This is a genomic window from Streptomyces kunmingensis, from assembly GCF_039533535.1.
Taxonomy (GTDB): Bacteria; Actinomycetota; Actinomycetes; order Streptomycetales; family Streptomycetaceae; genus Streptomyces; species Streptomyces kunmingensis.
This window is the reverse complement of sequence record NZ_BAAATS010000006.1, coordinates 737,392-761,629: the sequence shown is the minus strand read 5'-3', so window position 1 is coordinate 761,629 and position 24,238 is coordinate 737,392. Positions and strand designations below refer to the sequence as shown.

Below are 24,238 nucleotides of genomic sequence, written 5' to 3'. Positions count from 1 at the left end.
CGTGCCGGCGGGATCAGACCACGTCGAACGAGGCCGGGTCCGCGCCCAGGCGGCGGTCCTCGTTGAGTGCGCTGATCGCGCCGAGGTCCTCGGCGTCCAGTTCGAAGCCGAACACGTCGATGTTCTCCTTGATCCGCGACGGCGTCACGGACTTGGGGATCACCACGTTGCCGAGCTGGATGTGCCAGCGCAGCACGATCTGCGCGGGTGTACGGCCGTGCTTCTGCGCGATCGCGATGATCGCCGGGACCTCGAGGAGGCCCTTGCCCTGGCCGAGCGGCGACCAGGCCTCGGTCGCGATGCCCAGCTCCGCGTGCTTCTCGCGGGAGACCCGCTGCTGGAGGTGCGGGTGGAGCTCGATCTGGTTGACGGCCGGGACGATGGACGTCTCGGCGGTCAGCCGGTCGACGTGCTCGGGAAGGAAGTTCGAGACGCCGATCGCCTTGGCGCGGCCGTCCGCGTAGATCTTCTCGAACGCCTTGTACGTGTCCACGTACGTGTCCTTGGCCGGGAGCGGCCAGTGGATCAGGTACAGGTCCACGTGGTCGAGGCCCAGCTTGGCGAGCGAGGTGTCGAAGGCGCGCAGGGTGGAGTCGTAACCCTGGTCGGCGTTCCACAGCTTCGTCGTGACGAAGAGGTCCTCGCGGGGTACGGCGGACGCGGCGATCGCCCTGCCGGTGCCCTCTTCGTTTCCGTAGACAGCCGCTGTGTCGATGCTGCGGTACCCGGACTCCAGGGCCGTCGTCACGGCCGTCTCCGCCTGGTCGTCCGGCACCTGCCAGACGCCGAAACCGAGCTGCGGCATCTCGACGCCGTTGTTCAGGATGATCGGGGGGACCTTGCTCACGAGGTGTCGATCCTTAAGTCGTCGATTGGTACTCCCATGATCAACGATCGCGGGAGTACGTGCATTCCTGCCCGGGGGAGCACCACGGGACTCTTGCCGACCACCAGCATGCCAGTCACGTATGTGAATTTCATGCCGGGGTCTGCGTCCCCAGGTACGCCTCGCGTACCCGTTCGTCAGCCCGTATCGCAGCCGGTGTCCCCTCGGCGAGCACCTGCCCCAGATCGAGGACCATGACCCGGGAGCAGAGCTCCATCACGAACGCCACATTGTGCTCGACGAGCAGCACCGCGCACCCGTCGTCCTCGGCGAGGTGCCGCACCGCCGCCGCGAGCAGTGCGCGTTCCTCCGCCGTCATGCCCGAAGCCGGCTCGTCGAGGAGCAGCACGCGCGGCCGGTCGGCGGCGGCCCGCGCCAGCTCGACCATGCGCGCCTGCCCGACCGGCAGTGTCCCCGCGTACGCGTCCGAGAGCGCGTCGAGTCCGCAGGCCCGCAGCAGCGCCGCCGCCCGGCCGGGGTCCGCGCCGCCGCGCCGCCACTCCTGGGCGACCAGCAGATTGTCCCCGACCGTGAGCTGCCCGAACAACTGCCGGCGCTGGAACGTGCGGCGCATCCCGTGCCGTGCCCGCCACACCGGGGAGCGCCGCGTGATGTCCGCGCCGTCCAGGAGCACCCGGCCGGTGTCTGGCCGTAGGATCCCGGAGACGACGTCGAACAGGGTCGTCTTGCCCGCGCCGTTCGGTCCGATCAGGCCGCACACCTCGCCCGCCGCGAGCCGCAGGCCCACCCCGTCGAGGGCCCGCACCCCGCCGAACCGCACCCCGATGCTCTCTGCCTTCAGTACGTGGCTCATGCCCGCCCCGCCTCCTCGGCCGGTGCGGGCCGGGGTGCCGGTGCCGCGAGGCCCAGATAGGCGTCGGTGAGCCGCTCCGTCTCGACCTGCGAGCGTGGGCCGCACCAGGTCACCCGGCCCTGTGCGAGGTACGCCACGGTGTCGGCGACGCCGAGGATCTCGGACGCCTTCTCCTCGACGAGCAGTAACCCCGTGCCCGCGTCGCGGAGTTCGGCGAGCAGCCGGTACACCTCGTCGACGACGCGGGGCGCGAGTCCGAGCGACGGCTCGTCCGCGATGAGCACCCGCGGGGGGCGGTGCAGCAGCGGGGCGAGCGCGAGGAGCTGCTGTTCGCCGCCGGAGAGCGAGCCCGCCGGGACGCTTCGCCGTGCGGCGAGTCCGGTGAACCGCTCGTAGACCGCCGATCGGCCGTGCGTGGAGGGGAGTTGAAGGGCCAGGTTCTCGTCGACCGTGAGGGACGGGAAGATCGCGCGGCCCTCGGGCGCGAGCACCACCCCGGCCCGCGCCCGGCGGACGGCACCCTCCCGGCCCGCGGCGCGCCCGGCGACGTAGACCTGCCCCTGGAGCGGTGTCAGCAGTCCCGCCGCGACCTTGCACATGGTCGACTTCCCGGCACCGTTCGGTCCGAGCAGCGCCACGATCTCGCCGGGGCGGACGCTCAGGCCGACACCCTGAAGGACCGGCGCTCCGTCGTATCCGGCGTGGACGTCGAGGAGTTGGAGTCCCGCATCGGGGTCGGGGACGGTCGCCGCCCGGGTCTTCGGCGGGGAGGCCGCGGTCGCCCCGCGCCGGTGTCTGCGTACCGAGAACGCGGCGCAGTACCCGTCCGGATCGTTGGCGAGCGCGAGCCCCGCCAGCCCGAACAGGATGACCGGTACCTGCACCGACTCCGTCGCGTAGTCGCTGACGAGATGCGGTACGACGGCGAACGTGAGGCCCGCGACCACCGCGAACTGCGGGCGGCGCACCCCCGCCGCGACCACCACGGCGAGCCAGATCAGTCCGGTCATCGCGGTGAAGTCGGTCGCTGTGACGCGGGTGTTGAACGACGCGTACATCACGCCGCCGAATCCGGCGAGCCCCGCCGACACGGTGAACAGCAGCAGCTTCGTGCGGATCACGGAGACACCGGAGGCCATCGCCGCGGCAGGGGCCGAGCGCACCGCCAGCATGGCCCGCCCGGCCCGCGAGCCCCGCAGGGCGCTGAGCGCGGCCACGCCCGCCGCGCACAGCACGACCATGGCGACACCCATCGCCCGGTCGTCCCCGAGGTCGACGGGCCCGAGGACGGCACGCGGGATCTCCCAGCCGGTGTCGCCGTTGCGCAACCAGCCCATTTGGAACAGGACTTGGTCCGCCAGGAAGGCCAGCGCGAGCGTCGCGAGGGCGAGGGAGCGACCGCCGAGCCGCAGCGCGGGCAGCGCCACCACCGCGCCGAGCGCCGCCGCCGCGCACGTCCCGATGAGCGCCGCGCCCAGGAACGGCACCCCGTGGCTCATCAGCAGCCCGGCGACCAGCGCCGCGCCCGTCACGAACGACGCCTGCGCGAGCGAGACCATCGCCCCGAGCCCGGTCACCACGGTGAACGACATGAACACCAGGGAGATCGCCAGGCCCTGCGCGAGGATCCCGCTCCAGAAAGGCGTCGTCACCGTGTAGAAGGAGACCGCGAGCAGCACCGCGGCCGCCGCCCACGGCCCCCATCGCCGCGCCCACGACCTGCCCGCCAGGTAGTCCACCGGCGGGGCGTCCGTCGCGGCCGTGCCCGCCGTGCGCCGGCGTCGCGTGAGCAGCAGCAGCCCGGCGAACAGGATCAGGAAGGGCACCGCCGTACGGAACCCGGTGATCTTCTCGGCGAACGAGGCGTACCCCGCGACCAGGTTCTGCAGCACCCCCAGGCCGAGGCCGCCGGCGAAGGCCAGCGGGACCGACATGAACCGGCCGAGGACCGCGGCCGTCGCCGACACGAAGAGGAACAGGGTGAAGTCGTGCGCGGAGAGCCCGAGCAGGGGAGTGGCGAGCACGCCCGCGAGCCCCGCGAGCCCCGAGGACAGCATCCACGCCACCGACGAGAGGCGGTCCGCGCTCATCCCGCGCAGCTCGACCAGCGTCCGGTTGTCGACGCTGGCCCGCAGTTTCAGACCGAGGGCCGTGTGCCGCAGCAGGATCCACAGGCCGAGCGCCACGACGGCCGTGGCCACCCAGGTGATGAGCTGGTCGGAGTCGACGCCGACGCCGTCCATCGGCTGCCAGCTCTCCGCCGGGCTGGGCCCGACGCCCGGCAGGCCGAACTGGTTCTCCGCCGGTTTCACGGCGGCCCCCGCGTCGTCGAGCAGCTCCACCACCCACAGACCGAGAGCGGGCAGCGCGACGAGCAGCCCGATCGTCGCCACGATCTGCGCGCTCTCGCCGACCCGCGCCAGCTTGCGGAACATCATCCGGTCAAGTCCCCAGCCCAGCAGGGGACATACGACGAGCACCAGCAGCAGCGCTGTCGGCACGGCGGGCCAGCCGAAGCCGGAACGCAGCTCGTAGAAGGCCAGCGCGCACAGATACGCCGTCGCGCCGTGCGCGAAGTTGAAGAGGCCGGAGGCCGAGTAGGAGAGCACGAGCCCGGTGGCGAGCAGCGCGTACAGCGCGCCCGACACCAGGCCGCTCAGCACGAACGCAAGCAGGTCAGCCATGCGAGAACCCCTTCAGGCGGGCCTACTCGAACTACTTGAACGGGATGGGCGCGTAGCACCTGAACGGCGACGAGACCCGGTACGCTCCGCCCTTCAGCTGCACCAGCGCCCCGCAGCCGAACGATTCCCGTTGCCCGCGCGGCAGTTCACGGTCGCCGACCATCGTCCCGGTGTCCGAGAAACCGGCCGCCGCCTTCTGGAACGAGTCGAGGTCGAGGTCCTTGCCCGCCTTCTCGGCGATGGCCAGGAAGAGATCGGCGCCCATGTAGCCGGTCATCATGTGCATGCTCAACGGGACGTCCTCGTCGGCCGCCTTCCTGATGTCCGCCTTGAACTGCTTCATCGCCGCGGTCGACGACTCGAACGGCTGGAAGGACAGCAGCACGTGCACCCCGTCGAGCGCCTGCTTCGTCGCGCTCTTGGCGAGCAGCCCGGGGTCGTAGTCGGTCGGATCGGTCAGCACGCCTTTGAAGCCGGTGCGCTTGACGGCCGTGAACAGGCCGATGTTGTACGGGGTCTGCATCACGGAGACGACCACGTCCGGCGCCTTGCCGCGGTCACTGCGCAGCAGTTCTTTCGTGTACGCGGACCAGTCGCTGGGGACCGACGTGGCGGGTACGGACGCCTTCGCGTACGTCACTCTGTAGCCGGCGGAGGCGAAGGACTGTTTGTAGGTGCGGATGGCGAAGGTGCCGGCGTCGTTGTCGTTGGCGAGGATCGCGACGGACCTGCCCCGCGCGCCGCCCGTGACGTTCTTGAGGCCTTCGGGCCAGGTCTGCGAGATCGTGCCGCCCGGCATCGGCACCATGCAGCCGCCGAACCCGTAGAGGTAGGCCGGGCCGCAGAACGCCGGCAGCGTGCCCCAGCCGAACGTCGGAACCCGCTGCTTCTGCAGGAAGTCGGCGCCGGAGAACGTCACCGAGCTCATCGGGGCGATGGCGAACACCTTGTCCTGCTGGACGAGTTTGCGGGCCGCCGCCAGGTTCTTCGCGGGGTCCTGCCCGTCGTCCTCGGCGCCCAGGTAGTCGATCTTCCGGCCGTTGACCCCGCCCTCGGCGTTGGCCCTGGCGAAGCGGGCCTTCGCGCCCAGGTCGGTGTCCTTCTTGCTGTACCCGCTCGCGGTCGTCATGGAGACGATGCCGCCGACCCTGACGGTGTCGTCGCTCACCCCTCGTACGGAACTTCCCTCGCCTGCCGATGAGGTGCTGTTCGCCGTGGAGTTGCAGGCGGTGGCGAGCAGGAGCGCCGCCACGGTGGCGGTGATGGCGCGGATCGGTCGCGACACGGTCGGCCCCCTCCGTCGGAGTGAGGCAGATTCTGTGTGCGACCTGACGAACCGTCAATAACCGACGCAGCAGTTTCTGATAGGCCGTCAGGAGCCGTGTGCAAGGCTGGACTTGCTCAGTGACGCGTCGGATCAGCTGCGGTACAGCGCGTCGACCTCCGCCGCGTACGCCGACTCGATCGACTTCCGCTTCAGCTTCAGCGACGGGGTCAGCAGCCCGTGCTCCTCGGTGAACTGATGGGCCAGGATCCGGAACGTTCGGATCGACTCCGCCTGCGAGACGAGCGTGTTGGCGGCCACCACCGCCCGCCGCACCTCCATCTCCAGGTCACCGTCGCGCACCAGGTCGGCGGGGGTCATCAGCTGCTTGCCGCGCATGCCGAGCCAGTGCTCGACGGCCTCGGAGTCGAGCGTGACGAGCGCCGCGATGTACGGCCGGTCGTTGCCCACGACGATGCACTGCGCGACCAGCGGATGGTCCCGGACGCGCTCCTCCAGTTGCTGCGGCGAGACGCTCTTGCCGCCGGAGGTCACCAGTATCTCCTTCTTGCGCCCGGTGATGGTGAGGTAGCCGTCCTCGTCGAGCGAGCCCAGGTCACCGGTGGCCAGCCAGCCGTCGTGCAGAGTGGCGTCCGTCGCCTTCGGGTCGTTGAGGTACCCCTGGAAGATGTTGTCGCCGTACAGCCAGATCTCGCCGTCGTCCGCGATGTGCACCGTCGTGCCCGGAATGGCCTTGCCGACCGTGCCGTAGCGGGTCTGCTCGGGCGGGTTCGCGGCCGCCGCGGCCGTGGACTCGGTCAGCCCGTACCCCTCGTAGACGGCGACGCCCGCGCCCGCGAAGAACAGTCCGAGCCGCCGGTCCATGCCGGAACCGCCGGACATCGCCTGCCGCACCCGGCCGCCCATCGCCTCGCGCACCTTGGAGTACACCAGCTTGTCGAAGACCGAGTGCTGCATCCGCAGCGACGCCGACGGCCCCGGGCCGGTGCCGAACGCCTTCGCCTCCTGGGCGTCCGCGTACTTCACGGCACACTCGACGGCCTTGTCGAACGCCCCCGACCTGCCCTCCTTCTCGGCCTTGCGGCGGGCCGCGTTGAAGACCTTCTCGAAGATGTACGGCACCGCCAGGATGAAGGTGGGCCGGAACGCCTGGAGGTCGGGCAGCAGCGCCGCCGCGTTCAGTCGCGGCTGATGCGCAAGCTTCACGCCGCCGCGTACGGCGGCGATCTGCACCATTCGCCCGAAGACGTGCGCCAGCGGCAGGAACAGCAGGGTGGACGCCACGCTGTCGCGCTTGGACGCGAAGACCGGCTCCCAGCGGGTCACCATCGTGTCGGCCTCGAACATGAAGTTCGCGTGTGTGATCACGCAGCCCTTGGGGCGGCCCGTCGTGCCGGACGTGTAGATGATGGTGGCGACCGAGTCCGGGGTGACCGCGCGGCGGTGCCGGTGCACCGTCTCGTCGTCGATGTGGGTGCCGGACGCCGACACCTGGCCGACCGCGTCGGAGTCGAGCTGCCACAACCGCTGAAGATGCGGCAGCCGGTCGATGACCGTGGCGATGGTCATCGCGTGGTCCTCGTGCTCCACCACCGCGGCCGTCACCTGGGCGTCGTACAGCATCCAGAAGACCTGCTCGGCGGAGGACGTGGGATAGACCGGGACGACCTGGGCGCCGATGGTCCACAGCGCGAAGTCGAACAGCGTCCACTCGTAGCGCGTCGGGGACATGATCGCGACGCGGTCGCCGAATCTGATGCCTTCCGCGAGCAGACCCTTGGCCAGGGCCAGCACCTCGTCACGGAACTGGCCCGAGGTGACGTCGTGCCACTGGCCCTGCTTGTCCTTGCGGCCGAAGGCGATATGTGAGGGATCCTCCAGGGCGTGATCGAAGACGGCGTCGGCCAGGCCGCCCACCGGCGGCGCCGTCGCCAGAGCGGGGTTGGTGAACTCGCGCAAAGTTGCTCCTTGTGGCGCTCCGCACAGCGTCGGTGACGGTACCCGACCGCGCGCCTCGGCGGGAGGGGTACCAAGTCGCCGGGAGCGCGCGGAATATGCACAGGTCAGCCGGGTAAATACGGCCACAAGGGAAGCGGCGGGACAGAATACTTACGCTTGAGTAAGTTTCGGGGGCGTAATCTCCCGGCGCTCTTCACCACTCTCCACGGAATCTGTACGGAGAGGTCACTGAGGCGCGCCGACCGCCTTTTTGGACGGAGTGGTCGGTTCCGCTACGGGCGCCTTGGGCGACCGTACCAGGACGAGCACCGCCAGGCCCCCGACGAGCGCCACGCAACCGGCCAGCACCGATGCCGAGTTGAGCCCGTGTGCGAACGCCGTGTGCAGCGCGTGCTCCGGCACCCGGCCGCGCATGGAGTCTGCCCCACCGCCCGCGAGCGCATGCGCGGCCCCGCGCGGCAGCGTGTCCTGCATCCCGGAGATCACCACGGTGCCGAAGACGGCGATGCCGAGCGCGTACCCGAGCTGGCGGAACGTGTTGAGCGAACCGCCCGCCATGCCCGCCCGGGCCGGCTCGACCGTGGCGAGCGCGGCGCCCGCGATGCCCGGCGACACGAACCCGACCCCGACGCCGGTCAGGAGCAGCCCCGGCACGAGCGCCGGCCAGGTCGACCCCGCGTCGAGCACGGCCTGGCAGCACAGGCCGACCCCGATCAGGACGAGCCCGCCGCCGACCGTGATCCGCGCGGGCACCCCGTGCAGCAGCTTCCCGCCGGCGATCGCCACCACCATCGACGCCCCGGACAGCGACAAGAACACCAGGCCGCCGCGGACCGGGCTCATCCCGAGCAGCGTCTGCAGCCACAGCGAGGTGTAGGGCAGCACACCGAACGCGGCCGCGTTGAAGGCGAACGCCCCCACCATCACGCCCACGAACGCGGGCTTGCGCAGCAGCGCCAGATCGAGCATCGGATGCGCCGACCGCCGCTCGACCAGGACGAACGCCACCAGGGCCAGGCCGGACGCGGCCAGCGCGCCGAGTGCGCCGCGCTCGCCCCAGCCCCGCTCGCCGGCCCGGATGACGCCGTACGTCGCCGCTCCGGCGAACGCCGCGAACGTCACGGTCCCGGCCCAGTCGATCCGCCGCTCCCGCGGCCCGCGCGACTCCGGCACGGCCCGCAGGGTCAGCCACACCGCCGCGACACCGACCGGCAGATTGACCCAGAAGATCCACCGCCATCCCGGCCCTTCGGTGAGCAGGCCGCCCAGCACGGGCCCGATGGCGGCCGCGCCACCGCTCACCGCACCGAACACACCCAGGGCGACGGAGCGCTGCCGCCCCTGGTAGACGGAGCCGAGGATCGGCAGCGTCGTCGCGAACATCGCCGCGGCGCCCACCCCCTGCACGACCCGCGCGGTGACGAGCATCCCCGGCCCGCTCGCGAGCCCGCACACCAGCGAGGCGACCGCGAACACCACCACACCCGCCACATGCACCCGGCGCCGCCCGAGGATGTCCGCGGCCGCGCCGATACCGAGCAGCAGCGCGGCGAGCGCCAGCGCGTACCCGTCCATCACCCACTGCAGATCGCTGAGCGAGGCGTGCAGCGCGCCGGCCATGTCCGGCAGCGCGACCACGGCTATGGACACGTCCAGCAGCAGCATGAACGTGCCCAGGCAGACCGCGGTCAAGGTCCCCCATGTACGCATCGTGAATCCGGCCTCTCGTCTCGTCGACACTCGTCGACACTCGTCGACACTCGTCGTCTCTCGTCGTCTCTCGTAATGCCTCCGTACGATGACGCTGCGGCGGTCGATCACCACGATCAGCGGCGCTCAGGAGACGGAATCCGACAACTGAAGGCGGAAACGGCATGGATTCCCACACGTTCGACGAGGTGGAGCTCAAGATCCTCCAGGCCCTGGAGATCGACGGGCGTGCCCCCTTCAGCCGGATCGCCGAGGTCGTCGGCGTCTCCGACCAGACCGTGGCCCGCCGCTACCGCAAGCTCGTCGCGAGCGGCGGGCTGCGCGTCGTCGGCCTCCAGGACAGCCATCTGCTCGGCCACGACACCTGGATGCTGCGGCTGCGCTGTGCGCCGGAGGGCGCCGAGACCATCGCGACGGCACTGGCGCGCCGACCGGACACGGCGTGGATCGGCCTGACCTCCGGCGGCACGGAGGTCGTCTGCATCACGGTGCCGCGCACCCCCGGCGACCACGACGACCTGCTCCTCGGCAAACTCCCGCGCACGCCGCACATCGTGGAGATCCGGGCCCTGCAGATGCTGCACCGGTACTTCGGCGGCCCCCAGGGCTGGCTGCGCAAGCACGGCCTGCTCACCCCTGACCAGGTCGAGGCGCTGCGCCCGCCGCCGCCCACGGCCGAACCGGCTCTGCCGACCCAGGACGACGCCCCGCTGCTCGCCGTCCTCAAACGGGACGGCCGCGCCACCTACCCCGAACTCCAGCGCGCCACCGGCACCTCGGAATCCGCGGTCAAACGCCGCCTGGCCCAGCTCCTCGCCTCCGGCGCCTGCTATGTCGACATCGAGTACGACACGACGCGCCTGGGCTACGGACTGGCGGCCGTCCTGTGGATCACTGCGGCCCCGCGCCACCTCCACGCGGTCGGCCGCGCCCTCGCCGACCACCAGGAGATCGCCTACGCCGCCGCGACCGCGGGCCCCTCGAACATCGTGGTCACCGCGGTGGCCCGCGACACGGCGGACCTCTACGCCTACGTGAGCGGCAAACTCGGCCACCTGAAGGGAGTGGAACACGTGGAAACGGCCCCCTTCTCCCGCAGGGTGAAGCAGCTCACATACAACCCCGCCAAGGGGCGCGGGGAACGGCGCGAGCAACCACGACGCACGTGAAGCCGCGACGCAAGCGGCGAAACAACGGCGCGAAGGCGCTAACGAGCGGCCCGATGCAACCGATCCCCACCGGCCAGGATCGCCTGAGCCAGTGCCGCACCGGCCCCACCCTGCTCCCGCCCCCGCCCCGCGGAACCGTGCAGCAGCACGAAATCGACCTCCCCCAGCTCCGGCAGCCCCACCCGGTCAGGGACCCGCACCAGCCCCGGAGGGACGAGCCCCCGCGCGTGCGCCATCACGCCGAGACCGGCCCGCGCCGCGGCGATCAGCCCGTTCAGCGAACCGCTCGTACAGGCGATCCGCCACGCCCGCCCGTGCCGCTCCAGCGCTTCGAGGGCCATCGCCCGCGAGATCCCGGGCGGCGGGTACACGATCAGCGGCACGGGCCGCTCCGGATCGATCCGCAGTCGCTCGGAGCCGATCCACACCATCCGGTCGTGCCACACGGACTCCCCGCGCGGATCCTCCGGCCGCCGCTTGGCCAGGACCAGATCGAGCTTCCCGGCGTCCAGCTGCTCGTGCAGCGTCCCCGACAGCTCGACCGTCAGCTCCAGGTCGACCTCGGGATGCTCGTGCCGGAACGCCTCCAGGATCTCCGTGAGCCGCGTCAGCACGAAGTCCTCGGAGGCCCCGAACCGCAGCCGCCCGCGCAGCCGCGTTCCTGTGAAGAAGGCGGCGGCCTGCTCGTGGACCTCCAGGATCCGCCGCGCGAACCCGAGCATCGCCTCCCCGTCCTCGGTCAGCTCCACGGAGTGCGTGTCCCGCGTGAACAGCGTGCGCCCGGCCGCGTCCTCCAACCGCCGCACATGCTGGCTGACCGTCGACTGCCGCAGCCCGAGCCGGCGCGCGGCCTGCGTGAAGCTCAGCGTCTGCGCGACGGCGAGGAACGTCCGCAACTGCCCGGGGTCGTACATGCTCCGACCCTACCCCGCTCATCACGCAACACGATCACAGTCAGAACGGTATGCAGGATTCCCGATCACGGTGATCAGGAGGACCATGGAGAGGGCACGACCTGAACCGAGAGCAAGGAACCAATGAAACGCCTGCACTGGCCGAGCTGGATGCCGATCGACCCGTACATTCTGGCGTTGATCGGGACAGTCGGCCTCGCCGCACTCCTCCCGGCCCGCGGCGCCGCCGCCGATGTCGCCTCGGGCGCCTCGACCGGCGCGGTCGCCTTCCTCTTCTTCCTCTACGGGGCCAGACTCTCGACCCGTGAGGCGATGGACGGCCTGCGGCACTGGCGGCTCCACGTCACGGTTCTCGCCTGCACGTTCGTGGCCTTCCCGCTGCTCGGCCTCGCCGCCCGCGGCCTCGTCCCCGTCCTGCTCCCGCAGAACCTGTACGAGGGGCTGCTCTTCCTCACCCTCGTCCCCTCCACCATCCAGTCGTCGATCGCGTTCACCTCGATCGCGCGCGGCAACGTCCCGGCGGCGATCTGCGCGGGCTCCTTCTCCTCCCTCGCCGGCATCGTCCTCACCCCGCTGCTCGCGGCGGCGCTGCTCGGCAACAGCGGCGGGGGCTTCTCCGCCGACTCGCTGGTCAAGATCGTGCTGCAGCTGCTCGTGCCGTTCCTCGCGGGCCAGTTGCTGCGCCGCTGGGTCGGCGGCTTCATCGCCCGCCACAAGAAGATCCTCGGCTACGTCGACCGCGGCTCGATCCTGCTCGTCGTCTACACGGCGTTCAGCGAAGGCATGGTGCAGGGCATCTGGCACCAGGTCAGCGCCGTCCGCCTGGCCGGCCTGCTCGCCGTCGAGGCCGTGCTCCTCGCGGTGATGCTCGCCGCGACCTGGTACGGCGCGAAGGCCCTCGGCTTCAACCGCGCCGACCGGATCGCCGTCCAGTTCGCCGGCTCGAAGAAGTCCCTGGCCTCCGGACTGCCCATGGCGAGCGTCCTGTTCGGTGCGCACGCCTCGCTGGCGGTGCTGCCCCTGATGCTCTTCCACCAGATGCAGCTGATGGTGTGCGCGGTCATCGCCAAGCGCCGAGCGAAGGACCCCGAGGAGCCGGGCGGCGAGCCGCTCACCCCGGCCGTCGAGGCCCGAACCGCGGCCGGTACAGCGACACGTTCCGGCTGAGGGCCAGAATGAAGCCCGGTCAGGGGCGCGGGGAGCTGCGCGACCAGCCCTCACCGGTCGCGAGACGCCAACGATCGCTCACGCCCCCCACGCCACGCGTAGCTACCGGGTGCCCCGCACCTGATCCAGCGGCAACCACACAACCGACCGCCCACCGGAGGTGACCCGCACATCGTCGAGGGCCCCGCTGAAGTACGCTCGGCTGTCCATCCGCTGCCCCACATGCACCCCGAACGGCGAGTTCCTGCTCACCGACCCGGGAACGGCGGCCGCGCTCCTGACCACGACGCCGTCGATGGTGAGCGTCAACTGGCCGTCGGCGCGCCGGAGTTCGGCCTGATGCCATGCCCCGTCGTTGTACGCGGACGAGCTGCTCACCGAAACGGAGCGCGGCGCCCCCGCGCCGTCGCGGGCGGTCATCAACCCGATGATCCGGTGCGAGGCCGGCTCGCCCCGCAGCCACACCTGCGGCTGAGTCGTTCCTATTCCGCCCATCCACAGGAACGGCTGCTCGCCGCTGGTCGCCGTGTACCGGAACCGTACGGAGGCGGCGAAGTCCCGTTCGCCGAGCGCTATTCCAGGCCGGTACGGCAGCCGGACCGCGTCATCGACCCCGTCGAACGACAGCGCCCGCCCGGCGGCCCCGTCCGTCACCGACGCCCCGCCGAGCACAGCCGCCCGCCGCGCGCCCGGCGCGACGTCGTCCGTCGTCGGATCGGCGCCGCGCCGCTTCTTCAGCCAGTCGGGCATGAACCGGGCGAAGCGGATCTCGTCGCGCGCGTCGACCGCGCCGCCCTCGTACATCAGGCCCACGTGGTCACGGTCGGCCTGCACCAGATCCGAGTAGCCCGACCAGTCCGTGGTCACCACGGTGCTCCGGTCGAAGCTGTCCCAGGTGCGCCCGCCGTCGTAGGAGGACCGGACGGTCATGGTGCGGCGCCGGTCCGGATCGCCGGGGCAGGCGAGCAGCAGCTGCCTGCCGCCCCGGCCGGCGGGCAGCACCGAGCACTGCACCTGCGGCGCGTACAGGTCGGGCTGCGTGGCGAAGGGGCGGGCGAACGAGTTCCCGCCGTCCCGGCTCACCGCGTGCGTGCGATGTCCGGGGTCGGTGCCGTCCTGTTCGCGGCCGCTGACGTAGATCGTGCCGTCGGGGCGCTCGGCGAGCGTCATCTCGGACGGCTTCTGGCGGAACGTGCCGTCGTCCGCGATCGGGCGGCCCTTGGTCAGCTGGATGCCGTGCACGGGCCCGGTCGCGTACCAGGAGTTGAAGTCGGGGGGCAGCAGCTCGTCACTGAGGTCGCGCGGCGCGGACCAGCTGCGGCCGTCGTCGTCGCTGTACTGCAGGTGCGGGGTGCGATCGCACGGCGTGTCGCAGTTCTTGCCGTCGGTGCGGCCGGTGTTGTACGTCTCGCCGAGCACGATGCGACCGGTTCGCAGGTCCACGATCGGCGCCGGGTTTCCGTGTGTGTCACCCGCGCCCTCGTTGACGACCTGGAGCGGTGACCACGTACGGCCGCCGTCCTCGGACCGTTTGACGACGATGTCTATGTCACCGGCGTCCGAGCAGTCGTTCGTGCGGCCCTCGGCGAAGGCCAGCAGGGTCCCCTTCGCCGTCTTCACGACGGCGGGGATCCGGTAGCAGGCGTATCCGGGGTCCTGAGACGCCTTGAAGAGGACCTGCTGCTCGAAGGAGGGCGGGGTCTCCGTGGCGGTGGCGGCGTGTGCGGCCACCGGCGCGGGCAGTGCCGCGGCGACGGCCAGCGCCGCCACCGCCGATCTCAGACGTGTGCGCATGTTTCTTCGTCGCATGGCGCGTCCTACCCTTTCAGGTCATACGGACAACCGGACATCCCACGTCCAACGTATGCGTGACAGACGCTACTGGGGCGGCTCGTCACCCCACAAGAACCGTGCATCGCGGGACCGGAGGTTCAGGCCATCGGCGCAGCACGGGACCCGGGGACCGGACGCCCCGTCAGGAACAGCTGACACGGCGGCGTAGGGGCCCGGCCGGCGCAGGGGGCGCTCCCCGCCGGGCCGGGCCCCCGCCGCCGTGTGGCGGGGGCCGGGTCAGCCCTGCTGTGAAACGGCCGTCGCGGCCTGCAGAGCGACCCGGTGTTCACCCGCGTACACGTTCATGGAGGAGCCCCGCAGGAAGCCGATCAGGGTCAGGCCCGTCTCGGCGGCCAGGTCGACGGCGAGCGACGACGGCGCGGAGACCGCGGCGAGCATCGGGATGCCCGCCATGACGGCCTTCTGCGCCAGCTCGAACGAGGCCCGTCCGGACACCATGAGGACCGACCGCGACAGCGGCAGGTCCCCGTTCTGCAGGGCGCGGCCGACGAGCTTGTCCACCGCGTTGTGCCGCCCCACGTCCTCCCGTATGTCGACGAGCTGCCCCTCCTCGTCGAACAGGGCCGCCGCGTGCAGGCCGCCGGTCCGGTCGAAGACACGCTGGTCCTCGCGGAGCCGGTCGGGGAGAGCGGAGAGCAGCTCCGGCGTGAGGCGGAGCGGGGGAGTGTCGGCGATCGGGAACCGGGCCGTGGTGCGCACCGCGTCGAGGCTCGCCTTGCCGCACAGCCCGCAGGACGAGGTCGTGTAGACGTTGCGCTCCAGCGTGATGTCGGGCAGGACGACGCCGGGCGTGGTGCGCACATCGACCACGTTGTAGGTGTTCGAGCCGTCCGCCGTGGCGCCCGCGCAGTACACGATGTTCTGCAGATCGTCGGCGCCGCCCAGCACCCCCTCGCTGACCAGGAAGCCCGCGGCGAGCGCGAAGTCGTCGCCCGGCGTGCGCATGGTGATGGCGAGCGGCTTGCCGTTCAGCCGGATCTCCAGGGGTTCCTCGGCGACGAGGGTGTCCGGCCGGGTCGAGACACGCCCGTCCCTGATCCGGATCACCTTGCGCCGTTCCGTGACTCGTCCCATGTCTTGATCAGTCCCGGTTCTGTACGTGCTGGTAGCCGAAGCGGCCCTTGATGCAGAGGTTGCCGTGCGTCACCGGGTTGTCGTGCGGTGACGTGACCTTCACGATCTCATTGTCCTGCACATGGAGCGTGAGGTTGCAGCCGACTCCGCAGTACGCGCACACGGTCGTCGTCTCCGACTGCGCCGACTCGTCCCACGTACCCGCGGCGCGCATGTCGAACTCCGACTTGAACGACAGCGCTCCCGTCGGACACACCTCGACGCAGTTGCCGCAGTACACACACGCCGAGTCGGTCAGCGGCGCGTCCTGCTCGACGGCGATACGTGCGTCGAAACCGCGGCCTGCGACCGAGATCGCGAAGGTGTTCTGCCACTGGTCGCCACAGGCGTCGACGCACTTGTAGCAGAGGATGCACTTGTCGTAGTCGCGTACGTAGAGGTCGTTGTCGACCCTCGGTTCCTCGCCGAGCCGCTCCGCGTCCGGGCCGAACCGGTCCGGTTTCGCCTCGTACTCCTTCAGCCACGAGGCGACATGTGGGGTGGTCGACATGTCGACCGAGGACGCCAGGAGTTCGAGGACGACCTTGCGGCTGTGCCGGGCGCGCTCGGTGTCCGTGCGCACCTCCATCCCCGGCTCGGCTCTCCTCGAACACGCGGGCACGAGCGTCCGCGCCCCCTCGACCTCCACGACACACACCCGGCAGGCGTTCTTCGGCGTCAGGGTGTCGCCCTGACACAGGGTCGGGATGTCCTTCCCGGCGGCGCGGCAGGCCTCGAGGATCGTCGCCCCCTCGGCCGCGCGCACCGGCTCCCCGTCGATCGTGAACTCCAGCAGGCGCCGGGGGATCCCCAGCTCAACGGCGGTCATGACGCGTACGCCCCCAGGCGGTCGATGGCGGACTCGATGGCGTTCCAGGCGGTCTGGCCCAGACCGCAGATCGAGGCGTCCTTCATGGCGCGCCCCACCTCGCGCAGCAGGGCGATGTCGTCGTCGGCCTCGATGCCCTTCTTCTCGGCGATCCGGTGCAGCGCCTCCTGCTGGCGCACCGTGCCCACCCGGCACGGCACGCACTGCCCGCAGGACTCCTCGCGGAAGAACTGCGCGATGCGCAGCAGGATGCGCGGGAGCGGCAGCGCGTCGTCGAAGGCCATCACCACACCGGAGCCGAGCGTGGTGCCCGCGGCGCGGGTGCCCTCGAAGGTGAGCGGGATGTCGAGTTCGTCGGGGCGTACGAAGCCGCCTGCGGCGCCGCCGAGCAGGATCGCCCGCAGCGGGCCAGGGGTGCCGGCGAGGTCGAGCAGTTCACCCAGGGTCGCCCCGAAGGGCAGCTCGTAGATGCCGGGCCGGTCGACGGCGCCGGAGACGCAGAACAGCTTGGGGCCCGTCGACTGCCCGGTGCCGATGGCCGCGTAAGCCTGCGCCCCCATGGTCAGGATCGGCAGCACATTGACGAGCGTCTCGACGTTGTTGGCGGCGGTCGGCTTGCCGAACAGGCCCTTCTCGACGGGGAACGGCGGCTTGGAGCGCGGCTCGCCCCGGTACCCCTCGATGGAGTTGAACAGCGCGGTCTCCTCGCCGCAGATGTAGGCACCCGCACCGCGCCGGATCTCGATGTCGAAGGAGAACCCCTGCCCGAGGACGTCCTCCCCCAACAACCCCCGCACCCTGGCCTGTTCGATGGCGTGACTCATCCTGGCGAGTGCCGTCGGGTACTCGCCGCGCAGATACAGATACCCGTGACGCGCACCCGTCGCGTACGCCGCGATCGTCATGGCCTCCACGAGCGCGTACGGGTCGCCTTCCATCACGACCCGGTCCTTGAAGGTGCCGGGCTCGGACTCGTCGGCGTTGCACACGAGATAGTGCGGCCCGTCCGGCTGCGCCGCGGTGGCCTGCCACTTGCGCCCCGTAGGAAACGCGGCCCCACCCCGCCCCACCAGCCCCGCCTCCGTGACCTCCCGAATCACCCCGGCGGCCCCGATGGCGAAGGCGCGGCGCAGAGCGGAGTACCCGCCGGCGGCCCGGTAGTCGTCGAGGGAGGCGGGGTCGACGCGGCCGACGCGCTTGAGAAGGACGAGGCCCGGGTCACCGGCTTGGGGCACAGCTGCTGACGCGACGGGCTCATCGCCGGCCAAATCCAGCCCCGCTCCGGGACGAGAGGCAGCGGGGTCCGGGGCGGAGCCCCGAAACGGCGCGAGAGGCACGGCCGACGCAACAGACCCGGCCCGCACAAGCAGAGCAGCCGGCGCCCGCTCACAAAGCCCCAGACACGGTGACTCCGCAACATCAACATCAGGCCCCAACCCTGCTCGCGCCGCCGCACACAACTCCGCACCCCCCACCCGCGCACACGCCAGATCCGTACAAACATGAAGCACGGCCGCAGGCCGCTCCCGCACCGAGAACATGGAATAGAACGTCGCCACCCCATACGCCTCAGCCGGAGGCACCGTCAGCCGACGGCACAGATAGTCCAGCGCGCCAGGGCTGATCCACCCCACCCGGTCGTTGACCGCATGCAACCCCGGCAACAACAGATCCCGCCGCTCGCGGGCGGCCCGCCCACCCCGCGCCCACCGCAGATCCGCGTCGGAGCGGTCATCGGCCCCCTCCCACGCGGACTCCGGCGGCCCGAGCAGCGCGTCGACCGCCTCCCGTTCCTCGTCGGTCGGTTTGCTGTCACCAAAGCGCAGGTCCACGGTCGCCCAGCCCCTCTCCGCTCACACGTCACACGGTCAGCTTCTCGATACGTATGGCCGACGCCTTGAACTCCGCCGTCCCCGCGATCGGACAGTTCGCCTCGATCGTCAGCGAGTTGGTGTCCACCTCGTCGGGAAAGTGCATGGTCATGAAGGCGAGCCCGGGACGCAGGCCCGGATCGACCCAGACCGGCGCGGTGACCACCCCGCGCCGCGACGAGACCCGGACCTCCTCGCCGACCACGACCCCGTACCGTTCGGCGTCCTCCGGGCACAGCTCGACGTACTCGCCGCGGCGCAGCGGGGACGCGAAACCCCCGCTCTGCACACCGGTGTTGTACGAGTCGAGGCGGCGCCCGGTCGTCAGCCGGATCGGGTACGACTCGTCGGTGAGGTCGACCGGCGGATCGTGCTCGACGAGCCCGAACGGCGCGAGCCGCCCGCGCCGTTCGGGGTCGGTGTCCCACAGCCGCCCGTGCAGATACGAGGAGGGCAGCTCGTCCACGTCGGGGCAGGGCCACTGCAGCCCCTGGTGCTCCGCGAGCCGGTCGTACGTCATGCCGAAGTGGTCCGGCGACAGGGCGCGCAGCTCGTTCCAGACGGCTTCGGCGTCCGCGTACTTCCAGTCGTGGCCGAGGCGCGCGGCGACGTCGCAGATGATGTCGATGTCCTCGCGCGCCTCGCCGGGCGGGGTGAGCGCGGCCCGTACGCGCTGGACCCGCCGTTCGCTGTTGGTGGTCGTGCCGTCGGTCTCGGCCCAGGCGGCCGTCGCGGGCAGCACCACGTCGGCCAGCTCGGCGGTCCTGGTCAGGAAGATGTCCTGGACCACCAGGTGGTCGAGGGCGGCGAGCCTGCGCATGGCCTGCTCGCTGTCGGCCTCCGACTGCGCGGGGTTCTCGCCGATGCAGTAGACGGCGTGCAGCCGCCCGTGTTCCATCGCCTCGAACATGTCGGTGAGGGTCATCCCGTACCGCGGCTGGATCACCGTGTCCCAGGCCTGCTCGAACTTGACCCGGTGGCCGTCGTCGAGGAGGTCCTGGAAGCCGGGCAGCCGGTTGGGGATGGCGCCCATGTCGCCGCCGCCCTGCACGTTGTTCTGGCCGCGCAGCGGCTGCACCCCGGCGCCGTACCGGCCGACGTGGCCGGTGAGGAGCGACAGGTTGATCAGAGCGCGGACGTTGTCGGTGCCGTTGTGGTGCTCGGTGATCCCGAGCGTCCAGCAGAGTTGCGCACGTTCGGCTCGTGCGTAGGCGTGGGCGAGGTCGCGGATGGCGGCGGCGGGGACACCGGTGACCTTCTCCGCCAGGGAGAGCGTCCACGGTTCGACGAGCGCCTTGAACTCCTCGAAGCCGGTCGTCGCCCGTTCCACGAACGCCTTGTTGTACAGGCCGGCGGCGATGATCTCCCGGGCGACGGCGTGCGCGAGCGGGATGTCGGTGCCGACGTTCAGGCCGAGCCAGCTCTCCGCCCACTCGGCGGTCGAGGTGCGGCGCGGGTCGACGGCGTACATCCGGGCCCCGTTCCTGATCCCCTTCAGTACGTGCTGGAAGAAGATCGGGTGGGCGAAGCGGGCGTTGGAGCCCCACATCACGATGAGGTCCGTGTGCTCGACCTCCTCGTACGAGGAGGTGCCGCCGCCGGAGCCGAACACCGCCGACAGACCGGCGACGCTCGGCGCGTGACACGTACGGTTGCAGGAGTCCACGTTGTTGGTGCCCATGACGACACGTGTGAACTTCTGCGCCACGAAGTTCATCTCGTTGGTGGCGCGGGCGCAGGACAGCATCGCGAAGGCGTCCGCTCCGTGCTCCTCGCGGGTGCGCCGGAAACCGTCGGCCGCGCGCGTCAGAGCCTCGTCCCAAGTGGCTTGCCTGAAAGGCGAGTTGCGGTCGCCCGGAACGGAGCGCACCAGCGGGTGGGTGAGCCGGGTGTAGGTCTTCGGGGTGCGGTCGCGCCGCTTGCGCTTCATGGTCTCTTTCATGCGGCGTCCCTCCTGATGCCGTGGGCGAGCAGGTCCGAGAGGGCGTGCACGGTGCGCAGGGTGGGCACCTCGACGCCCGTGATGTCCGCCAGCTCCACGACCGCGGCCAGCAACACGTCCAGCTCCAGGGGCTTTCCGCGTTCCAGGTCCTGGAGCGTGGAGGTGCGGTGGTCGCCGACCCGTTCGGCGCCGGCCAGGCGGCGCTGCACGGAGATGTCGGGTGTGCAGCCGAGGGCCGCGGCGACGGCGAGGGTCTCGGTCATCATGATCTCGATGACCCGGCGGGTACCGCCGTGCAGACACATCTGCCGCATGGTGGCGCGGACCAGGGCGCTGATCGGGTTGAAGGAGATGTTGCCGAGCAGCTTGATCCAGATGTCGGAGCGCAGATCGGGTTCGACGGGGCACTTCAGGCCGCCCGCCCGCATCGCGTCACTGAACGCGGTACAGCGCGCCGACACCGAGCGGTCCGGCTCCCCGACGGAGAACCGCGTCCCTTCCAAGTGGCGCACAACTCCCGGCGCCGCCAGCTCCGTTGCCGCGTAGACGACACAACCGACGGCGCGTTGGGGGGCGAGCACCGCGCTCACGGCTCCGGCCGGGTCGACGCTCTCGAGCCGGTGGCCGTCGTGCGGGCCGCCATGCCCGTGGAAGTACCACCAGGGGATGCCGTTCTGTGCCGCGACGACCGCCGTACGGTCGTGCAGCAGGGGCTCGATCAGCGGCCCGCACGCCGCGTACGAGTTGGCCTTGAGGCCCAGGAACACATAGTCGGCGGGCCCGATCTCGGCCGGGTCGTCGGTGGCGTGGACCCGCGCGGTGAAATCGCCGCGCGGGCTGACGACCTGGACACCGCTGTGCCTCATGGCCGCCAGGTGCGGTCCACGGGCGACGAGGGAGACGTCGGCGCCCGCGCGGTGCAGCGCGGCTCCGACGTAGGCGCCGATCGCTCCGGCGCCGAGGACTGCGACCTTCACTGGCTGGCTCCGTCCGGTCGAGGGTCCGGCTCCGCCCTGCTCGCACGGGCAGTGGCGGTCCGGGGAAAGAAGCGGAGGCTGTCACAGGGGACGAGCGGAGGCCGTCACACGGGACGGCGGAGGCCGTCACAAGGGACGGTGGAGACTGTCACAAGGAACGGTGGAGACTGTCGATGGAATATTGTCTACAGTATGGAAGTTGGGTCGACAAGACTCCGCGCACCGGCTCGCCCCTCGGCTTGCCAGGGCATTGCGCAGCGGCATACGTACCGGCATGCGGCTCGGAGTACTCAACGGCATTGCATACCGTCGACGAATTCTGTGCGGAGTGCCGTCCACCCCTTCCCAACGCCTCCGCCGCTGCCTACGGTTCTGGATCATGAGGCCCCCCGTCGCACCCCCGGGCTGGAGCCGCTGGCTCGTACCGCCCGCCGCCCTCTCGGTCCATCTCTCCATCGGCCAGGCGTACGCCTGGAGCGTTTTCAAACCGCCCCTCGAATCCGCCCTGAACCTGAGCGGCACCCAGAGCGCGCTGCCGTTCCAGCTCGGCATCGTCATGCTCGGCCTGTCCGCCGCGTTCGGTGGCACGCTCGTCGAACGCAACGGCCCGCGCTGGGCGATGTCCGTCGCCCTCGTCTGCTTCTCCTCGGGCTTCCTGCTCTCCGCCCTCGGCGCCGCCACCGAGCAGTACTGGCTGATCGTGCTCGGCTACGGCTTCGTCGGCGGCATCGGCCTCGGTATCGGCTACATCTCCCCGGTCTCCACCCTGATCAAGTGGTTCCCGGACAGGCCGGGCATGGCCACCGGCATCGCGATCATGGGCTTCGGCGGCGGCGCGCTGATCGCGTCGCCGTGGAGCGCCCAGATGCTGGACTCGTTCGGATCGGACAGCGACGGCATCGCCCTGGCGTTCCTCGTGCACGGCCTCGTCTACGCGGTCTTCATGACGCTGGGCGTGGTGCTGATACGGGTGCCGGGCAAGAAGTCGCCGCCAGAGGCGCGGGAAACCGCGCAGACGGTAACCCCCACCGGCCCGCAGGTATCAGCGAAACAGGCCATCCGCACCCCCCAGTTCTGGTGCCTGTGGCTCGTCCTGTGCCTGAACGTGACCGCCGGCATCGGCATCCTCGAAAAAGCCGCACCGATGATCACCGACTTCTTCAAAGACTCCAGCACCCCGGTCACCGCATCCGCCGCGGCCGGATTCGTCGCCCTGCTCTCCGCCGCGAACATGGCCGGCCGCATCGGCTGGTCCTCCACCTCCGACCTGATCGGCCGCAAGAACGTCTACCGCCTCTACCTCGGCGTGGGCGCCCTGATGTACCTCCTCATCGCCCTGTACGGCGATGCCTCCAAGCCCCTGTTCGTCATCTGCGCGCTGGTGATCCTCTCCTTCTACGGAGGCGGTTTCGCGACCGCTCCCGCGTATCTGAAGGACCTGTTCGGCACGTACCAGGTGGGCGCCATCCACGGGCGGCTGCTCACCGCCTGGTCGCTGGCGGGCGTCCTCGGCCCGCTCATCGTCAACTGGGTCTCCGACAGCCAGGAGTCCGCCGGGAAACACGGCTCGTCCCTCTACGGACTCTCGTTCATCATCATGATCGGCCTCCTGGTCGTCGGCTTCGTCGCCAACGAACTCATCCGGCCCGTCCACGCCCGCCATCACGTCCCCACCCCCAGGGAGCCCGCCGATGACACCGCCGACCGTGACCACCAGCAGCCCGCCTAGCCGCCGGGGCCTGATCGCCTTCGCCTGGCTGTGGGTCGGCGCGCCGCTCGCCTACGGACTGTACGAACTAGTGCAAAAGGCCACACAACTGTTCACAGGCTGACCGGTCGGGCCGATCGGTCGGAAGTCTCCAACCGATCCACCGCAATCCTGTTGCATACGTCACCTCCTACTCGCCGGTCGCTGAGCAGACTTGAACGTCCGCAGCTCGCACGGGGGCGGGCCAGCTACACGAGGGGACGTCCATGAACGGCTCGCGCATCGTCGGCATCGGTCACTACCAGCCCGCCAGAGTCCTCACCAACGAGGACCTGGCGGGCATGGTCGACACCGACGACGAGTGGATCCGCTCGCGCGTCGGCATCCGTACCCGGCACATCGCGGGCCCCGACGAACCGGTCGACGAGCTCGCCGCGCACGCCGCCGCCAAGGCGCTGGCCGCCGCGGGCCTGAGCGCCGACGCCATCGACCTGGTCGTCGTCGCCACCTCCACCGCCGTCGACCGCTCGCCGAACATGGCGTCCCGCGTCGCCCACCGGCTCGGCATCCCGTCCCCGGCCGCGCTCGACCTGAACGTCGTCTGCGCCGGCTTCACCCACGCCCTGGCCACCGCCGACCACACACTGCGTGCCGGGGCCGCCACCCGCGCGCTCGTCATCGGCGCGGACAAGATGTCGGCCGTCACCGACTGGACCGACCGCACCACCTGCGTCCTGGTCGGCGACGGCGCGGGCGCCGTGGTCATCGAGCCGTGCGCCGACGGCGAGGAGCCCGGCATCGGCCCCGTCCTGTGGGGTTCGGTCCCGGAGATGGGCAACGCCGTACGGATCGAGGGCGAACCCGCGCGCTTCGCCCAGGAAGGCCAGTCCGTCTACCGCTGGGCGACCCGGCAGCTGCCGCCGCTCGCCCGCGAGGCCTGCGAGAAGGCGGGCCTGGCCCCGGCCGACCTCGCCGCGGTCGTCCTGCACCAGGCCAACCTGCGGATCATCGAGCCCCTCGCCGAGAAGATCGGCGCCGTGAACGCGGTGGTGGCCCGGGACGTCGTCGACTCCGGCAACACCTCCGCCGCGAGCGTGCCGATGGCGCTGTCCAAGCTGATCGAACGGGGGGAGCTGCGCAGCGGGGAGCCCGCCCTGCTCTTCGGATTCGGCGGAAACCTCTCGTACGCGGGCCAGGTCGTGCGCTGCCCCTGACGGGCGTCGTCCGCTGTCCGTGACGTACGTCGTCCGCTGCCCGTGATCTGAGGTGCGCGCCGCCCGTGCTCCGAGGTGTGCGGGATGTGACGAGGCCAACTGCCCCTAGTGGTAGCGATTGTGCTCGGTAAACTGTATTCCA

At 70.7% G+C, this 24,238-nt stretch carries 18 protein-coding genes; 5 read left to right on the top strand and 13 right to left on the bottom strand.

From position 1 onward, the window contains the following. Positions 1-13 precede the first annotated feature (13 nt). From ABD366_RS11485 to ABD366_RS11460, 6 genes are all read right to left on the bottom strand, one after another. Positions 14-805 (bottom strand): aldo/keto reductase, encoded by a 792-nt coding sequence (locus ABD366_RS11485; protein ID WP_324771116.1) that lies wholly within the window; start codon positions 803-805, stop codon positions 14-16. 172 nt (positions 806-977) lie between these two features. Continuing rightward, entirely contained in the window at positions 978-1,700 is a 723-nt protein-coding gene (locus ABD366_RS11480) for an ABC transporter ATP-binding protein (RefSeq protein WP_324771087.1), read from the bottom strand. Next, positions 1,697-4,384, bottom strand: coding sequence for an ABC transporter permease subunit (locus ABD366_RS11475; protein WP_324771088.1), 2,688 nt, complete (start codon positions 4,382-4,384; stop codon positions 1,697-1,699). The genes ABD366_RS11480 and ABD366_RS11475 overlap by 4 nt, the downstream gene beginning before the upstream one ends. Before the next feature lie 31 nt (positions 4,385-4,415). Beyond that, complete coding sequence (locus tag ABD366_RS11470; protein WP_324771090.1) at positions 4,416-5,669, bottom strand: ABC transporter substrate-binding protein; 1,254 nt, start codon at positions 5,667-5,669, stop codon at positions 4,416-4,418. A gap of 132 nt (positions 5,670-5,801) precedes the next feature. Then, the gene (locus ABD366_RS11465) at positions 5,802-7,628 is read right to left on the bottom strand and encodes an AMP-dependent synthetase/ligase (RefSeq protein WP_324771091.1); all 1,827 of its coding nucleotides are present in this window, start codon (positions 7,626-7,628) and stop codon (positions 5,802-5,804) included. A gap of 225 nt (positions 7,629-7,853) precedes the next feature. Continuing rightward, positions 7,854-9,338, bottom strand: coding sequence for an MFS transporter (locus ABD366_RS11460; protein WP_324771117.1), 1,485 nt, complete (start codon positions 9,336-9,338; stop codon positions 7,854-7,856). A 164-nt stretch (positions 9,339-9,502) separates the two neighbouring features. Here ABD366_RS11460 and ABD366_RS11455 point away from each other — a divergent pair, with 164 nt between their 5' ends. Then, positions 9,503-10,507 carry an Lrp/AsnC family transcriptional regulator gene (locus ABD366_RS11455; protein ID WP_324771093.1) on the top strand — a complete coding sequence of 335 codons (1,005 nt, stop codon included), beginning with the start codon at positions 9,503-9,505 and terminating at the stop codon, positions 10,505-10,507. Positions 10,508-10,545: 38 nt separating this feature from the next. On the opposite strand, the gene ABD366_RS11450 is transcribed toward ABD366_RS11455, so the two are convergent. Continuing rightward, the gene (locus ABD366_RS11450; RefSeq protein WP_324771095.1) at positions 10,546-11,421 is read right to left on the bottom strand and encodes a LysR substrate-binding domain-containing protein; all 876 of its coding nucleotides are present in this window, start codon (positions 11,419-11,421) and stop codon (positions 10,546-10,548) included. A gap of 123 nt (positions 11,422-11,544) precedes the next feature. On the opposite strand from ABD366_RS11450, the gene ABD366_RS11445 reads away from it, so the two are divergent. Beyond that, positions 11,545-12,588 carry a bile acid:sodium symporter family protein gene (locus tag ABD366_RS11445; RefSeq protein WP_324771096.1) on the top strand — a complete coding sequence of 348 codons (1,044 nt, stop codon included), beginning with the start codon at positions 11,545-11,547 and terminating at the stop codon, positions 12,586-12,588. 102 nt (positions 12,589-12,690) lie between these two features. Here the strand turns inward: ABD366_RS11445 and ABD366_RS11440 are convergent, their stop codons facing one another. The 6 genes from ABD366_RS11440 to ABD366_RS11415 all read right to left on the bottom strand — a co-directional run bounded on the left by ABD366_RS11440 (position 12,691) and on the right by ABD366_RS11415 (position 21,174). After that, positions 12,691-14,382, bottom strand: coding sequence for an exo-alpha-sialidase (locus tag ABD366_RS11440; protein ID WP_324771097.1), 1,692 nt, complete (start codon positions 14,380-14,382; stop codon positions 12,691-12,693). 276 nt (positions 14,383-14,658) lie between these two features. After that, positions 14,659-15,516 (bottom strand): formate dehydrogenase accessory sulfurtransferase FdhD, encoded by an 858-nt coding sequence (gene fdhD / locus ABD366_RS11435; protein ID WP_324771098.1) that lies wholly within the window; start codon positions 15,514-15,516, stop codon positions 14,659-14,661. A 7-nt stretch (positions 15,517-15,523) separates the two neighbouring features. Then, complete coding sequence (locus tag ABD366_RS11430) at positions 15,524-16,384, bottom strand: 2Fe-2S iron-sulfur cluster-binding protein (RefSeq protein ID WP_324771099.1); 861 nt, start codon at positions 16,382-16,384, stop codon at positions 15,524-15,526. Next, the gene (locus ABD366_RS11425) at positions 16,381-18,216 is read right to left on the bottom strand and encodes an NADH-ubiquinone oxidoreductase-F iron-sulfur binding region domain-containing protein (protein ID WP_324771100.1); all 1,836 of its coding nucleotides are present in this window, start codon (positions 18,214-18,216) and stop codon (positions 16,381-16,383) included. The genes ABD366_RS11430 and ABD366_RS11425 overlap by 4 nt, the downstream gene beginning before the upstream one ends. Positions 18,217-18,244: 28 nt before the next feature. Further along, positions 18,245-20,197 (bottom strand): molybdopterin oxidoreductase family protein, encoded by a 1,953-nt coding sequence (locus tag ABD366_RS11420; protein ID WP_324771101.1) that lies wholly within the window; start codon positions 20,195-20,197, stop codon positions 18,245-18,247. Beyond that, the gene (locus tag ABD366_RS11415) at positions 20,194-21,174 is read right to left on the bottom strand and encodes a 2-dehydropantoate 2-reductase (RefSeq protein WP_324771102.1); all 981 of its coding nucleotides are present in this window, start codon (positions 21,172-21,174) and stop codon (positions 20,194-20,196) included. Before ABD366_RS11415 ends, ABD366_RS11420 begins: the two co-directional genes overlap by 4 nt. Positions 21,175-21,553: 379 nt before the next feature. On the opposite strand from ABD366_RS11415, the gene ABD366_RS11410 reads away from it, so the two are divergent. The 3 genes from ABD366_RS11410 to ABD366_RS11405 all read left to right on the top strand — a co-directional run bounded on the left by ABD366_RS11410 (position 21,554) and on the right by ABD366_RS11405 (position 24,096). Then, positions 21,554-22,903 carry an L-lactate MFS transporter gene (locus ABD366_RS11410; protein ID WP_324771103.1) on the top strand — a complete coding sequence of 450 codons (1,350 nt, stop codon included), beginning with the start codon at positions 21,554-21,556 and terminating at the stop codon, positions 22,901-22,903. After that, on the top strand, positions 22,866-23,006 hold the full coding sequence (locus ABD366_RS43460) for an MFS transporter small subunit (protein WP_425576951.1): 141 nt from the start codon (positions 22,866-22,868) through the stop codon (positions 23,004-23,006). The genes ABD366_RS11410 and ABD366_RS43460 overlap by 38 nt, the downstream gene beginning before the upstream one ends. A 142-nt stretch (positions 23,007-23,148) precedes the next feature. Further along, positions 23,149-24,096: a beta-ketoacyl-ACP synthase III gene (locus ABD366_RS11405; RefSeq protein WP_324771104.1), complete on the top strand. Its 948-nt coding sequence runs from the start codon at positions 23,149-23,151 to the stop codon at positions 24,094-24,096. Positions 24,097-24,238: the final 142 nt, after the last annotated feature.

Coding starts and splice junctions, on each gene's coding strand:
- ABD366_RS11455 (WP_324771093.1), top strand. CDS start 9,503: ATGGATTCCCACACGTTCGACGAGGTGGAGCTCAAGATCCTCCAGGCC.
- ABD366_RS11445 (WP_324771096.1), top strand. CDS start 11,545: ATGAAACGCCTGCACTGGCCGAGCTGGATGCCGATCGACCCGTACATT.
- ABD366_RS11480 (WP_324771087.1), bottom strand. CDS start 1,700: ATGAGCCACGTACTGAAGGCAGAGAGCATCGGGGTGCGGTTCGGCGGG.
- ABD366_RS11475 (WP_324771088.1), bottom strand. CDS start 4,384: ATGGCTGACCTGCTTGCGTTCGTGCTGAGCGGCCTGGTGTCGGGCGCG.
- ABD366_RS43460 (WP_425576951.1), top strand. CDS start 22,866: ATGACACCGCCGACCGTGACCACCAGCAGCCCGCCTAGCCGCCGGGGC.
- ABD366_RS11420 (WP_324771101.1), bottom strand. CDS start 20,197: ATGAAAGAGACCATGAAGCGCAAGCGGCGCGACCGCACCCCGAAGACC.
- ABD366_RS11430 (WP_324771099.1), bottom strand. CDS start 16,384: ATGACCGCCGTTGAGCTGGGGATCCCCCGGCGCCTGCTGGAGTTCACG.
- ABD366_RS11440 (WP_324771097.1), bottom strand. CDS start 14,382: ATGCGCACACGTCTGAGATCGGCGGTGGCGGCGCTGGCCGTCGCCGCG.
- ABD366_RS11410 (WP_324771103.1), top strand. CDS start 21,554: ATGAGGCCCCCCGTCGCACCCCCGGGCTGGAGCCGCTGGCTCGTACCG.
- ABD366_RS11405 (WP_324771104.1), top strand. CDS start 23,149: ATGAACGGCTCGCGCATCGTCGGCATCGGTCACTACCAGCCCGCCAGA.
- ABD366_RS11450 (WP_324771095.1), bottom strand. CDS start 11,421: ATGTACGACCCCGGGCAGTTGCGGACGTTCCTCGCCGTCGCGCAGACG.
- fdhD (WP_324771098.1), bottom strand. CDS start 15,516: ATGGGACGAGTCACGGAACGGCGCAAGGTGATCCGGATCAGGGACGGG.
- ABD366_RS11485 (WP_324771116.1), bottom strand. CDS start 805: ATGCCGCAGCTCGGTTTCGGCGTCTGGCAGGTGCCGGACGACCAGGCG.
- ABD366_RS11460 (WP_324771117.1), bottom strand. CDS start 9,338: ATGCGTACATGGGGGACCTTGACCGCGGTCTGCCTGGGCACGTTCATG.